The sequence below is a fragment of the Spirosoma gilvum genome (assembly GCF_054776815.1).
The window spans coordinates 333,849-348,765 of sequence record NZ_BAAHBH010000004.1 but is presented as its reverse complement, the minus strand read 5'-3'; the positions used below and the strand labels follow the sequence as shown (position 1 = coordinate 348,765).

Here is a 14,917-nt window from a genome sequence, read left to right as displayed (position 1 = left end):
TACAGTTTTCAGCTTTCGGTTTACAGTTCAGAAGTATCGATTTCGATAACTGACAACCGCAAACCGAAAACTGGATTTTTATTCAAATGCTCTCCGAACGATGTCGGCTTGTTCCTGAGTATGAATTTTTGGATAACCAGTTGCGGGAGAAGCCGCAGCCTTGCGTGAAATGATTGGCAAATGTACACCAACGCGCAATAAGTATCCCCAGTAACCCATATTTTGGGGTTCTTCCTGTACCCAGAACACTTCGGCCTTTTTATACTTCTCCAGTACAGCGTCCAGTTGCGTTTTAGGTAATGGAGCGAGTTGTTCCAGACGAACAATGGCTACATCGTCGCGTTTATCAGCCTGCTGTTTTTCGAGCAGGTCGTAATACACCTTACCCGTGCAAAGGAGGACACGTTTTACCTTTTTGGCCTGAGCATAACTATCGTCGATGATCTCCTGGAACGAACCTTTGGTCAGGTCTTCGAGTGGCGAAACACATTTGGGATGACGCAGCAGGGACTTGGGCGACATAATAGCCAGCGGCTTACGGAACGGCCACGCCAACTGCCGACGCATAACGTGGAACAGGTTAGCCGGTGTGGTGATGTTGGCTACTGTCATGTTATACTCCGCATACAGTTGCAGATAGCGTTCCGGGCGGGCATTCGAGTGCTCAGGACCCTGGCCTTCGTAACCGTGGGGTAGAAGCATAACAACCCCGTTCTGGATGCCCCATTTCGATTCGGCAGCCGCGATGAACTGGTCGATGATCAGCTGAGCACCATTCGAAAAATCACCGAACTGTGCTTCCCAGATAACCAGTGCATTCGGCGTTGCCATTGAGTACCCGTACTCGAAGCCAAGCACACCGTATTCCGACAGCAGCGAATTATAGACCTGAAACTTCGGCTGGCCTTCTTTGATGAAGTCGAGCGACGAATAGGTCTGGTTGGTTTCGGCATCGTGCAATACGGCATGGCGGTGTGAGAACGTACCCCGTTGAACATCCTGACCACTCAATCGGACTGGTTTACCATCAAGCAGAATCGAACCATAAGCCAGCAACTCGGCTGTGCCCCAGTTTACAATTTTGCTATCGGTAAGCATGGCCTGCCGGTCTTTCAGCAACTTGTCGATCTGCTTCAGCGGCTTAAAGCCTTCCGGTAATTTGACCAATGCCTGTCCGACTGTTTCGAGTACATCCGCCGAAACACCGGTTTCGGGCGATTTTTCGAAATCAGCAGGCTCACTGAAACGTAACTCGGCCCAGTCACGGTCCAGTCGCAATGGCTTATATGGAATTTCCGCTTTTTGCTTCACGCGGTCGAGCCGGTCCTGCAATTGCTTCTTGAATTCCGTATCCATGCGTTGTGCCAGTTCGGCATCTACATCACCCCGCTTGATGAGCAGATCTTTGTAGAGTTCACGTGGGTTGGCATGCTTGTCGATGATGTTGTACATCGTTGGCTGCGTGAACTTCGGCTCGTCGGATTCATTGTGTCCGTAACGACGATAGCAGACCATATCAATGAAGACATCCCGGTTGAATTTCTCCCGGAACTCAACAGCCAGCTTGGCACAGAAAATTACCGCTTCTGGATCATCACCGTTTACGTGGAAGATAGGGGCATCCACAATCTTAGCCACGTCGGAGCAGTAGATCGACGAACGAGCGTCTTCAAAATCGGTGGTGAAGCCGATCTGGTTGTTAATCACAAAATGAACCGTACCGCCAGTCTGATAGCCCGCTAGTTTGGCCATCTGCGTGACTTCATACACAATTCCCTGACCTGCTACAGCCGCGTCTCCGTGGATGAGGATGGGCAGGATTTTGGTAAAATCACCTTTGTATTCTTCGTCGGCCTGCGCCCGTACGAAGCCTTCCACAACGGGATTGACCGCTTCGAGGTGCGACGGGTTAGGCGCCAGTTTTACACTGATCTGCTTACCCGATTTGGTTTCAGTCAGACTCGAATAGCCTAAGTGGTATTTTACGTCGCCATCGCCATGAACCTGCTCGGGAACGTTGCCCTCAAAACCGTCGAAAATCGATTCGTAGGATTTACCGAGAATGTTGGCCAGTACGTTCAGGCGACCCCGGTGGGCCATACCAATCATTACTTCCTCAACCCCCATATCGGCGGCCTGGCTGATGATGGTATCAAGAGCCGGAATCGTTACTTCGCCCCCTTCGAGCGAAAAACGTTTCTGGCCTAAATATTTGGTAGCTAAGAAATTTTCAAAAACGGTGGCCTCATTGAGTTTTTCCAGAATCCGTTTTTTCTCGTCGAGCGTGGGTTCAAAAACGAGCGCTTCTTTTTCGATTTTATTCCGCAGCCAGTTTTTAACATCCAGCTCGCGGATATACATGTACTCGAAACCGATTTCACCGGCATAAATTTTCCGCAGCGACTCCATAATAACCCGGAGCGTTGCGGGCCCGATGCCGAGCAATTTACCCGATTCGAAGACGGTATCCAGATCGGCGTCAGAAAGGGCGTAATCGGGTAAGTCGACGCGGGGTTGCCGGTCTTTACGGGCTTTGAGTGGATTTGTTTTCGCCAGCAGGTGTCCGCGTGAACGATAAGCTTTAATCAGACTAGCTACTGAAACCTCTTTTTCAGCATGTGATGCATCGACAGGTTTACTGGCTGTAGCCTGTCCATTCCCATTGGCCGAAATACCGTTCGATGGGGTGCCGTTTGACTTATTCGCTCCGGCTGTTTCGCCGTAGGTTAATGAAAATTCAAATCCTTTGAAAAATTGCTGCCAGCTTTCATCAACTGATTGAGGGTCTTGCTTATAAGACTGATAGAGTTGATCGACGTAAGCGGCATCAGAGTTGGCAATATATGAATACTGATCCATGACGGGGACGCGTCGTTGTTTTGACCTGCAAAGGTAGTGTATCGGTTACACAGTTGGCCCAAATTTTATGGTTTTTATCCTATGTTTTTGAGAAAGACGCGCTTGTACGTGAAACAGATGCAAATGAATTTTAGTTGACATGCATATAAACACATTTTGTGGAGATTGTTTCACTAAAAGAGCCACCCCAGCGGAGTGGCTTTTTTAGTGAACAGCTAAATACCTCATTGGTTTGATTTGCGCTGACGAACAGCCAGATTGATGGCTACAAGGCATGTTTACATGGGCAGAAGTACCCAGTCTTGGTAAGAACAGGGTGTTTTCTGTCGTGTTGCTTTTCGTTCGCTATGTCGTACTCATGGAGAAAGCAGTACAAGGATCGTTAGACTCTATTAATTTGTCATTAACCCCACATTAAAAATGCTTTAATGTGTCGGCACCAAATAACGAGGGGATAGGCAGATTCCCGATGGATTCTAACCGACGATTGGCGGCATGTCGTGGACTGATGCTTATATTTGGCCATAAATCGCCTTGTTTGCTTGCTTATGACCGTTGGTGCCGACGCTACGTATCCACTCCCTCCTTCAACGCAACGATGGCAGCGTATGCTGGGCATTCGACCGGAGGAAGGTCGAACAGTAGGGTTATTTTTTATACATAATTTCCTGCTGGGTATTGGCACCATCCTGATATACGTAGCGGCCAATGCCATCCTGCTCGAAAACCATCCCGAAACAAGTTTGCCGGTCGCGTATCTGGCTTCGGCTGCTGCCATGATTGTGGTTGGCCGTGTTTATGCCTACTACGAACATCACCTAACGTTGCAGACCCTAGCCGCCCGTGTGCTGATTTCGGCGGTTGTTATGACAATCGTCGTCGGTGTTCTGGTGGTCGTTGGACATTCAGTAGCCGCTGCCGTCGCTATCATGACGGGGTATCGAGTTATTTATCTGCTGACCAATCTTGAATTCTGGGGTGTGTCGGCGGTTGTGTTCGATACTCGGCAGAGTAAGCGACTGTTTGGGGTAATCAGTTCGGGCGATATGCCTGCCAAAGCCTTAGGTGCTATTCTGGCGGCTCTGGTACACGCTCATGCCGATGTACTGCGACTGTTGTTAGTAGCTTTCGGTGCATTTATGGCCTCCCTGTATGTATTGCGCCTGACAATCCAGTCGCACGATGTCCATGCGCCCCACAAGTCGGACCGGGCAGTAGGGCGCGAGCCATCCCGGCTGATTGGTAAACGATTTGGCGGGAGTGAGCTGATTTTTTACATGTGCCTGAGTCTGGCCATCCTGGCATCGGTAGCCACCGAGATCGAGTACAATTTTTTCATCAACGTAAAGCACCGCTTTCATGATCAGACCGATGTAATTCGGTACGTAAGTTATGTATTGGCGCTTACCTATGGTATTGCCATGCTGGTCAAGTTGATTATGTCGCGCAAAGTTCTCGACCGATTTGGGGTTCAGCGGTCGTTGCTGGTATTGCCCTGGGTTGCCTTGATCGGACTGGCCGGATTGACCGTTTTACGAATGACGGCTGCTACCGAAACCGTATTGCTGGTGTATTTCTGTGCGCTGTATTTGCTGTTTGAGGTAGCACGTCGGGCGTTGTTCGATCCGGTCTTTCTGGTTTTATTTCAACCGCTGCTACCTCCTCAACGGCTCAAAGGGCATACGCTGGTCAAAGGACTTTATGAACCCATCGGACTCGGTTTTGCCGGGCTGTTGCTTTATATTTTGCATACTACCCTCGAATCGGGCGGAGCGCTGATCTGGATTGCCCTGCTGGCCGGAGCAGTATGGTTATTACGTCACACCTATACCCGGTACCTGCTTGAACTGAACGATGCCATTGGCCGACGATTTCTGGAACGGGATCAACTGGCAATGCCGACCGTAGCGCAGAAAAGCCTGGTTGATCAATTGAAAAGCAACCGTACCGATGATGTACTAACGGCTATAAGCTGGCTCGATCTGTATAAACCTGCCGAACTAGCTACGCATATACCGGCCTTGTTGACCCATACGGATGCCGCAATACGCCGACGGGCGCTGGCTACATTAGCCCACTCAAACCAGCCTACGCCCCCGCATCAGCTCATGCACATTGCGCTGGCCGATCCTGAACCAACGCTCCGTCAGCAGGCAGCTTACCTGCTTGGGCGTCGGATCAATGCCGAAGCCGCCGAACTCGCTCCGTTGATCAATCATACAGATGTCAACATCCGGCAGGGAGCCATTAAAGGGGTTCTGGAACTGAATCCACATGATACTTCGGCCCAGCATAGTCTTAAAGGTTTAGCAACGGATGCAAATCCAGCTCATCAGGAAATAGCCCTGAATCTGATTGCGGTATTACGGCTACATGACTTTGCATCAACAGTCAGCGATCACCTGGCAAGTCCTTATCCGGCGATTGCCCGGGCCGCCATTTTAGCGGCTGGTCGTTTAAGCGATGAAGGGCTAACCCAGTATCTGCTTCAACATCTGACGGATGAAACCATTGGTCGAACGGTAGTACAATCGCTAAAAGCACACGGTCCTGAATTAATTCCAGCGTTACGACGTGTTCGGCGGTCGGTTGTCGATCGGCTGGCCGTGCAGCGAATCGCGTCTATTGGTGGGTCTATCAACACCCCCGAAAGCCGTCAGTTGCTGAATGCACTTGCTCAGGAGCCAGATTTACAAATTCGAGGAGCTGCGCTGCGGGCACTACGTCGTTTTCCGAACGAGCCTGCCGACGATGCTGTGTTCAAAGCGCTGATGCAGGAGGAGATTTTGCTGGCGCAGCGGTTATTACACGGAAGTATGACTGAACCGGATCTGGCCAAAACCCTCGACTACGAACTAGGCGTACTGCTTCAGCGCCTGTTTGACATATTGACTCAACTGTATGATTCTGACACCATTGCCGGAGCCCGCATGGGTATTGGACACCCAGCGCGCGAACGCCGGGCCAACGCCCTCGAAATGCTGGATAATCTGATTCCCCGAGCTACTTATCAGACCTTACAGGTGCTGGTCGACGATCTGCCCCGGTCAGAGAAGGTGCTGATTCTTGATAAAGAACTCGAACCGTTCGACGGTGCCGAATCCATTCGGGCCTTTATACTTCGAAAGGGTGAAACAACCTTTTCGGCCTGGACCATCCATGACGTATTGCGGAGTTTGCCAGTGGCCGAAGCGCAGACGGCTCGCGAAGCCCTTCAGGCTCAATCTACTTCCTTATCTCCTTTGCTCATGAGTCATTCAACCAATTCGGCCGAACAGATTGCTCCGTATGATCGCGTTCTGCTTTTGTCGCAAACCCGTTTGTTTGCCGAAACGCCCGAAAACGTCCTGGCCAGCATTACGCCCATCATGAAAGAAGAGCAATATGCCGCCAGTGAACCAATTTTTCACAAAGGAGACCTCGGCACGGGCATGTATGTAATCTATACGGGTGAAGTAGTCGTCCTGGATGGCGATACTGAACTAGCTCGTTTCGGTCGGGGCGATTTCTTTGGTGAACTGGCTTTGCTGGATACAGAAGCGCGTTCGGCAACGGTCGAAGCAGTGACCGATGTGCGTCTGTTGCGAATCGACCAGGACGATTTTTACGACCTGATGGAAGAGCGGGGAGAAATCTTACGGAGTATCGTTCGTAGCCTCTCGAGTCGAATTCGGCGTCAGAATGAATTGCTGGCTGCTAAGTAAAGTCAATTTGATTTAATAGATTTGGCTCTTGGCTACGATTCGTTAGCCATGGAATTCATCGTTAAAAAGTGCCCATATGAACTGGTCAGATGGTGAATCGTATATTGCAGTCGGCGTTGCTGCGGCCGTCATTCGGTATACTCAGACTTTACTGGAAACCGCTAAGCGTCTACCTAAATGGGATATTTATTTTAAGAATATATGGATAACCGGGTTTGTCCTGATGACCCTTGGCGAGGTATTTCCGGATCCCTGGCTCATCTGGTTTCAACTGATCATTATTGGGGCTATTTACTACACCGTTTGGCAATTACCTGCTTTTCGACCGGCGCGGATGTTGCTCCTGGGTATTGCCCCGTATTCGATACTTGTTGTTGTTAAGGATTTGCTTAGGCATTTGGCCCGGACATTTTACAAAACAAATAACGAATACTTTGAGTCAGCATCAACCTTTGCATTTATTTGGCTAGCCGCCTTTCTATATATTGCTAACAGCCAGAAAAAGGTGTTGGTCAAAGAACAGGTAGAACGTGAGAAGGAAGCGGAGCAACGGCGTATTATTGAAGCCAAGAAAAACGAGCTTGAGTATCTGGTGGCCGAACGAACCGCCGAGATTACCCGACAAAAAGAAGAACTTGAAGTAGCACTGGCTGAATTGAAAGCAACACAAAGCCAACTGATTCATAGCGAAAAAATGGCTTCACTGGGTGAATTGACCGCTGGGATTGCCCATGAAATTCAGAACCCACTCAACTTTGTCAATAATTTCTCCGAAGTCAGTATCGAACTCCTTGATGAGTTAAGTGAAGAGCAAGCCAAAGAGGCCCGAGATACCGAACTGGAAACCGAAATTCTGACAGATCTGAAGCAAAACCTTCAGAAAATCACTCAGCATGGCAACCGGGCAGCCTCGATCGTGAAAGGAATGCTCCAGCACTCGCGGGCAAGTACGGGGCAGCGCGAGCCAACGGATCTGAATGCCCTGGCCGACGAGTACTTACGACTGGCTTACCACGGTTTACGCGCCAAAGACAAGACGTTCAATGCCCAGCTTAAAACCGAGCTGGATGCGTCGCTGGGCACGGTTAGTGTGATTCCGCAGGATATAGGCCGGGTTCTGCTGAACTTATTTACCAATGCCTTCTATGCCGTTCAGCAGCGCCAGAAAAAAGGCGGAGACCAGGCCTATCAGCCAACCGTGACGGTGACTACCCGATGTGTTGATAGTGAAGCAGTTATTTCAGTGAGTGACAACGGCACAGGTATACCCGAAGAGCTTCAATCAAAGATCTTCCAGCCTTTTTTTACAACCAAGCCTACGGGTGAGGGAACCGGCCTTGGGCTGTCGCTGGCTTATGATATTGTCACAAAAGGCCACAGTGGTACTATGACGGTAGAAAGCGAAGAAGGAAAAGGGACCACCTTTACCATCGCCTTACCAACTTAATAGGTAATGGATAATGTAAAATGGATAATGAATAATGGTTTGTCCACTCATTATTCATTATCCATTTTACATTATCCATTACTTGTAGTCAGGGTTTTAGGACGACTTTAGTGCAGTCGTCCTCTTTATTTTTGAAGAGTTCATACGCCCGTGACGCTTCGGAGAGAGGCAGAATATGCGAGATAATATCTTCCAGTACGACCTTGCCCTGCACGACCAGATCCAATAGGTGATCCATGTTTTTATGGACGAACGACTGCCCGGTTTTGATGGTGATGCCTTTGTCGAATACGCGGCCAATGGGGAAGTTGTCGGATGGACTGCCATAGACGCCAACCACCGAAACAATCCCCCCACGACGGACGGCCCGAAAGCAGAGTTCCAATACTTTGGTGGTTCCTTTTTCCAGATTGATAACGGCTTTGGCTTTTTCGAGTAGGGAGCGATTGGCTTCCATCCCTACGGCATCGACACACACATCGGCTCCCCGACCTTCGGTCATCGACCGGATGGCTTCCACTACATCAACATCGTCTGGATTTAAGGTTTCGACTTTGTTGACCCGACGAGCTCGATCCAGTCGGTAGTTGAGGGGATCAATGGCAATAACCCGACCTGCACCCTGTATCCATGCCGATTTTTGCGCCATGAGCCCCACCGGACCCGACCCAAAAATAGCTACTGTTTCGCCCCCTTTCAGTTCGCCCCATTCGATGGCGCTCCAGCCCGTTGGGAAAATATCGGTCAGAAACAGCACCTGCTCGTCCTTCAGGGATTCCGGCACCTGCCGCAATCCATAATCGGCATATGGTACGCGGACATATTCTGCCTGCCCGCCATTGTAGCCGCCGTACAGATCTGTATAGCCAAACAACCCACCCCCTTTTTCACTGAGCAGCCCACCATCGGGACCATAGTGTTTATGATTTGAGTTTTCGCACTGCATTTGCAGATTGTGCTGGCAGAAAAAGCAATGACCACAGGCAATCGTAAACGGAACGACAACGCGATCGCCTTTTTTCAGGTTCGTTACGCCCGCGCCAACATCTTCGACGATGCCCATAAACTCATGGCCAATCACTTCATTTTCGAGTTGGGGAATAAATCCGTCGTAAATGTGTAGGTCGGAGCCACAGATGGCTGTAGACGTTACGCGAATCAGGGCGTCGCGGGAATCTTCAATGCGTGGATCGGCGGTGTTTTCAACCCGGATGTCGCCAATTTTGTGGAATACGGCTGCTCTCATGTAGTTTGTACGAGTGAAAAGAAAACGTTGGTAAACAGTCGGTCAGATTTGCAGCAAGTTGGTACGTCAGTACGGCCGAAACTTACTCAAACACCAGCGTCAACTGCGCCTGGATAAGCCGGTTCATATCGTCCCAGGTAGTATCCCACGAATGGCTTGTCAGGTAGTTGTCGATAGCGTTCCAGTCACCCTTGCTGGCAAGAGCATTACTAATTGCCTGGTCAAACGATTCGGCGCATTCCGCAATCTGCACGGGCGCCCATCCACCATACGTACTGACCACGTCATGAATAGGTGTCGATACAACCGGTAAGCCAGCAGCCAGGTACTCAGGTGTTTTTGTCGGACTTATGTATCGAGTCGCTTCATTGATGGCAAACGGCATAATCGCTGCATCCCAATGGCTAAAATAGGCGGGTAGCTCATGGTATTGTTTCATTCCCAGATAATGGATATTGGGGCCTTTTGGGAGCGTAGCGGGATCAATCTTCACGATTGGGCCCAGCAGAACGAATTGCCAGTCAGGCCGACGTGTTGCCAGCTCCCGAAGCAAATCCCGATTCATGCGCTCGTCGATGACACCACAGAAACCAATGCGGGGCGATGGAATGTCTTTCTGATCGGCTGGCTCCGGTAGTCCATACCGAGCGGGTTTGAAATGTGTATATTCGATGCTGCTCGGAAAGGCAAATACATTGGGATGCCGTGCCTGCTTGGCCTCAAATAAACTTAACCCTCCAGTAAAAACTAAATCAGCTCGTTTCAGCAACGTTTTTTCCTGCTCCAGTAAGTTGGCTGGCGCTCCCAGAAATGCCGATAGCTCGTCCATACAATCATAGATGGTCAGCCGGGGAGCAAGGTGTTGACTAAACGATAGGGCCATGGGCGTGTAGTACCAGGCGATAAAATCACGGATGCCATTTTGCGCCAGAAGCTGATTAATGCACTCTCGTTGACCTTCAATGGCCTCGTTGTGACTGGTTCCGTGTTGAAAATGGGGGACGACTACCATCAGCCGATCATTGATCGGTCGAATTTCCAGACCGGGTTTGTCACTATAAATAGGTTCTTCGATAAACCAGACTCGCCATTGCCGACTCGCCCGATTAAGTAAGTGTTGCGGGCGTTGATAAACGAAATTCCAGCGTAGATGGGAGAAACAAATCAAATCTGTTACACGGTCGGTCGATAGGCCTACAGAGGTATGAACACCTGCCGGGGTGTTGATTGACTCCTTGGTAATGAAAGCGGATGCAGGGGTCGAGTGATGTTGAAGCATACGTTGAGTTAAATAGGGTAGTAACTAAAAAAATAGTAGGCAAAGACATACCGATCTATAGCTGTATCAACTTGTTGGCAGTACGTTTGTTATTCTGGTGTTGCACAAAACTGTTGGCGTACAAGCGCTATTAGTAAATAGTTATCACATGGTCCTCCGGCAGCTTCATATGTCAGAAAAGAAGGATAAAACGATTGATTTTCGATGACGTATAAACAATCGGGTACACAGTTGACTTATAGAGTAAGGGTTTATTCTCTTCCTGATTTTTGCCTATGGAAAATGTGCTATCTGCCAATCCGTTTCAGTCGTTTTGGTGGGCTGGATTCGAGTGTACAGACCAGCTCAACTGCTTCGGAAACCGGGTCGATTTAGTAACCACAACTGGTCATATACAGGAACTAGCCGCCGATTATAACCGGCTGGCTCCATTTGGAATTCGAACCGTTCGGGAGGGAATTCGGTGGAGTTATGTTGAGAAAAGGGCTTTCCAATACGACTGGCGCGTTGTGGAGCATATGCTGCATGTAGGACATACGCTGGGTATTCAGCAGATCTGGGATCTTTGCCATTTTGGCTATCCCGACGATCTGACACCCCTGCATCCTATGTTTGCCCGACGGTTTGCCGGTTTATGCCGCGCTTTTGTCCAATTCTACCGCGACCGCTATCCCGACGATGAGTTGATTGTAACACCCATCAATGAGGTTAACTTTATCTCCTGGCTGGGTGGCGATGTCAGAGGGACATCGCCTTATTGTGTGAATCATGGCTGGGAGGTTAAGCAGGGACTTATGCGGGCGTATATCGAAGGCGTTGCGGCTATGCGTGAGTTCGACCCATCGGTTCGTATTCTGACCACTGAACCACTCGTTCATATAGTTCCACCTTTCGACGCCAGTACCGAGCAACTTATCGAGGCTGCCATTGCCGATGAAAACCAGTTTCAGGCGGTCGATATGCTGGCTGGTTATGTAATGCCCGAATTAGGCGGTTCGCCCGATTACCTGGATATACTGGGCTTCAATTACTATTATAATAATCAGTGGGTTCTGGGCTTTACTGATTTTTTGCCCTGGGGCGACGCTATACCTGATCCGCGCTGGGTACCCCTTCGGCAATTGCTGATAAAAGCCTACCGACGGTATCATAAGCCGATCGTTATGGCCGAAACAAGCCATGCGGGTGAGCATCGGTCACAATGGATCCAGATGATTAGTGAGGAATGCGCGGCCGTTCTTAATACCGGCGTACCGCTGTGGGGTGTATGTCTGTATCCGATTATCGACCGACCCGATTGGGATTATCCCGACCGCTGGCATCAGTCGGGTTTGTGGGATGCTGATTTGTCAACGGAGCCTCCTGGCCGGGTTCTTCATCAACCCTATGCTGATGCACTCGTAAAGGCGCAGCAACTTGTCAGATCGCCACTTATTCCGACAGACAGAGTTTCAATTTGATCGATCTTTTTTGTGCGTTTTCGACCGCAGTCAGGTGAGTGCAGCTTGCTTAAAAACCTCAGAAGGATAACAAAAACTTAATATTGGCCTTTTGTTTACGCTATTTTTTTCGTATTTATTTGTAGATTTTTTTATTACCTTCTGGCACTACAAAAACAAAGGAATGAAAGCTAAAACAAAGGACCTTGCCGACTCGATTGCTACGTCTATCGAAGCAAAATTAAGTGAATCTGCTGCTTCATCGAAGAAATTTAAAAAAGCCATTGAGAAATCGGCCGATAAACTGGCGAAAAAGTTGGTGAAGCTGTACAAAAAAGCGGAAAAGAAAACGAAACCCAAAGCGAAGGCTACACCCAAAGTAAAGAAAGCCAAACCTGCTCCTGCGACAACAGCGTAATATGATTTATGGAAGTTGATTTTTGTCATTCCGCCTTCGACTACGCGTCCCGGTCGGAATGACAAAAACTTCCGTAATCGACAATTTACCCTATTTCAGGTCTTTGCCGGCAATATCTTCCCAGCGGTAATAGTGAAAGGTTTTCCCTTCCGACATGGCGACAAACAACCCATGTGGAAACTGTTTGCCCAGCGACACATTCGTGACATCAGATCCATCGCTGACCTGCGCAGCTACTTTTACGATCTTCAGAAGATTATGTTCGTTCGGGTGGCCTGATTCGCCTTCGCGTCGGAAAATGTGAAATTGATTAGCACCCTGGTCCGATACCAGCAGGTAACCCGTTTTTGGGCCTGTTTTGTAGATCGAAATTCCTTCATGGTCTTCAGCAAAGCCGGTTTTAGCAAACAGGGCTAATTCCGCATTGCCCCGCTCGGGGTCAGCATAATATTTACGGACGCCAACACCTTCATCAGAGTAATAGACGTAGCCTAATTCGTTATCGACGGCAATGGATTCTATTTCCTTTTTGCCACTGTAATTGCCGAATTTGCGCACCAGCGTGGCTTTTACATGACCCGAGCCATCGTCCTCCAGTTTGTACTGGCCAATGTACCCGCCCTGAGTCGGCCCTGTTTTGCGGCCAACCATCGCGTACAAAACGCCAGACGGTGATTTGTAAAGGGCAATGCCCATCAAATCGCGGAAGCCTTCGGCTGTATCGCCCACAAACATATCAAGTCCGCCGTTGTCGACGGGTTGCATATAGGGCAGGGAAAAAACGCGAAGCTTATGCGTAAACCGTTCGGTGGTTACAGCAATGTCGGTAGGCTTACTGGCTAATTTCAGACCGTAGGCAATATCGACATTATTAGGGCGCTTCAGGTTATGGACTTCCTGTACGATTTTTCCGTTGAGGTCGAATACATACAAACCACCATCCTGATCTTTATCGGTACCGATCACCAGACTTTTTGCCGGATCAGCAGGGTTAATCCAAATGGCCGGATCGTCGGTATCGTGACGGACGGTATCGGTAATTACGACCGGCTGCACGACCTGCTGCGCCGTTGATTGCGTTGGCTGGCAGGCTATCAGGGACAGACTTATGATTAAATAATACTTCATGGATATGCAAAAGTTATAACACAGAGATGCACAGAGAAAAAAGAGATTCACGGAGAACGTAAAAAGCTACTCTGTGTATCTCCCTATTCTTTGTGCATCTCTGTGTCACAATGGTAAAAGCCTAGTTCGTTCCGAAAGCGCCGATCGTTGTTGATGGAGCCGGTGATTTATAGAGCGTACCGTTGGCAAACGAGATGCCATCGGCATACAGCCGGGTGAAGCTCGTGGTGCCTTTACCAATGGCCGGTGAACCACTTTGCAGACGGAAATCCCAGGCTGTATTGTAGATCGCATTCGAAGAAGCCGTATTGAGCGGATAACTTACAAATTTCGGATCATTGTCGCCAACGGTTTTACTGATGATGTCGCTGGTACCAGTCAGAATTTCGGTGGTCGGCTGGAAACCCGTTACGCCATCCTGCGTATAGCCATAGTACAGGTTGTTGCTTACTTTGGTTCGGCTGTCTTCGGGGTTTTTCGGGTCACGTTTTACCCCAAACCGGTCATTGGCCAGCAGGTTATTGTAGAGTTCAGCCCGAACGCCTACTTCTACCCAAATGGAGCCCCCTTTGATAGTCGGACGACGCCAGCCCGCATTCACAATCGTGTTGTTATACGCAATGACATAAGTCTGTGGAGTGCGGTCGCCCGTGTTGGAGAGCTTGAGCGCGTTGGTGTTTGGACTGTAAACCAGGTTAAACGCTACATCGGCCTGAACACCCGACTTGATATTGATGGCATCGCCACCTGATACGCCCTGCGTGTAAATCTTGTTGTTGGCAATGATCACTTTACCACCTTCAATGTAAAAACCATCTTCGTTCTGGTTGTTCAAACGGCTATTGACGATGACCAGCTTACCGTTTACATTAGAGTAGTTGATGGCCGGAACGTGGTTACCGGCAGCGGCCTTATACAAGCCAGCTTTCACCGAAGGCGAACTTTCGGTTGTTACGGCTCCACCGTATTCAAGGATGGCGTTATCGAGCAGCAGTTCAGCACAGGTAGGCGCTGCAATAAGTCCACCCCACAGGCTACCCCACTGATTGGCCGTCGTTTTCCAGGCATCGGGCACGGTAAACTTGACCGGGTTGGCCGACGTACCCATCACGTACAGATTCCCTTTGATAATAAACTCAGGCTTTACGGTTGAATCGCTGAAGATAACACTAACCCCTTCTTCAATGACCAGCGACTGGCTGGCCGGAACCTGCAAATGGCCGGTGATTTTGTAGGTACTTCCTTTGGTCCAGGTACCCGATACATCGCCCGAAACGGCATCTTTCACTACCGGCGTTGGGGTTACCGTTGTCGTTGTATCGTCGCTCTTCGAACAGCCGATCAATACAGCCGCTGATAGCGCGGCCAGGATGAATACTTGTTTCATAGTTATTTTG

At 49.4% G+C, this 14,917-nt stretch carries 9 protein-coding genes; 4 read left to right on the top strand and 5 right to left on the bottom strand.

The features are described from left to right. Nucleotides 1-78 precede the first annotated feature (78 nt). Nucleotides 79-2,859 (bottom strand): 2-oxoglutarate dehydrogenase E1 component, encoded by a 2,781-nt coding sequence (locus ACYVFD_RS12855; protein ID WP_461090498.1) that lies wholly within the window; start codon nucleotides 2,857-2,859, stop codon nucleotides 79-81. A 548-nt stretch (nucleotides 2,860-3,407) separates the two neighbouring features. Here ACYVFD_RS12855 and ACYVFD_RS12850 point away from each other — a divergent pair. Beyond that, entirely contained in the window at nucleotides 3,408-6,563 is a 3,156-nt protein-coding gene (locus tag ACYVFD_RS12850) for a cyclic nucleotide-binding domain-containing protein (RefSeq protein WP_461090497.1), read from the top strand. A gap of 76 nt (nucleotides 6,564-6,639) precedes the next feature. Further along, on the top strand, nucleotides 6,640-8,010 hold the full coding sequence (locus ACYVFD_RS12845) for a sensor histidine kinase (protein WP_461090496.1): 1,371 nt from the start codon (nucleotides 6,640-6,642) through the stop codon (nucleotides 8,008-8,010). A gap of 88 nt (nucleotides 8,011-8,098) precedes the next feature. On the opposite strand, the gene ACYVFD_RS12840 is transcribed toward ACYVFD_RS12845, so the two are convergent. Both ACYVFD_RS12840 and ACYVFD_RS12835 read right to left on the bottom strand, forming a co-directional pair. Beyond that, entirely contained in the window at nucleotides 8,099-9,256 is a 1,158-nt protein-coding gene (locus tag ACYVFD_RS12840) for a zinc-dependent alcohol dehydrogenase (RefSeq protein WP_461090495.1), read from the bottom strand. An 82-nt stretch (nucleotides 9,257-9,338) separates the two neighbouring features. Continuing rightward, the gene (locus ACYVFD_RS12835; RefSeq protein WP_461090494.1) at nucleotides 9,339-10,535 is read right to left on the bottom strand and encodes a glycosyltransferase family 1 protein; all 1,197 of its coding nucleotides are present in this window, start codon (nucleotides 10,533-10,535) and stop codon (nucleotides 9,339-9,341) included. Nucleotides 10,536-10,810: 275 nt separating this feature from the next. Here ACYVFD_RS12835 and ACYVFD_RS12830 point away from each other — a divergent pair, with 275 nt between their 5' ends. After that, nucleotides 10,811-11,995, top strand: a complete 1,185-nt coding sequence (locus ACYVFD_RS12830; RefSeq protein WP_461090493.1) for a glycoside hydrolase family 1 protein — start codon at nucleotides 10,811-10,813, stop codon at nucleotides 11,993-11,995. Nucleotides 11,996-12,158: 163 nt separating this feature from the next. Next, nucleotides 12,159-12,392, top strand: coding sequence for a hypothetical protein (locus ACYVFD_RS12825; RefSeq protein WP_461090492.1), 234 nt, complete (start codon nucleotides 12,159-12,161; stop codon nucleotides 12,390-12,392). A gap of 90 nt (nucleotides 12,393-12,482) precedes the next feature. Here ACYVFD_RS12825 and ACYVFD_RS12820 read toward each other — a convergent pair whose 3' ends face one another. Both ACYVFD_RS12820 and ACYVFD_RS12815 read right to left on the bottom strand, forming a co-directional pair. Further along, nucleotides 12,483-13,520 carry a phytase gene (locus ACYVFD_RS12820; RefSeq protein WP_461090491.1) on the bottom strand — a complete coding sequence of 346 codons (1,038 nt, stop codon included), beginning with the start codon at nucleotides 13,518-13,520 and terminating at the stop codon, nucleotides 12,483-12,485. Between the two features lie 121 nt (nucleotides 13,521-13,641). Then, nucleotides 13,642-14,907: a right-handed parallel beta-helix repeat-containing protein gene (locus ACYVFD_RS12815; RefSeq protein WP_461090490.1), complete on the bottom strand. Its 1,266-nt coding sequence runs from the start codon at nucleotides 14,905-14,907 to the stop codon at nucleotides 13,642-13,644. Nucleotides 14,908-14,917: the final 10 nt, after the last annotated feature.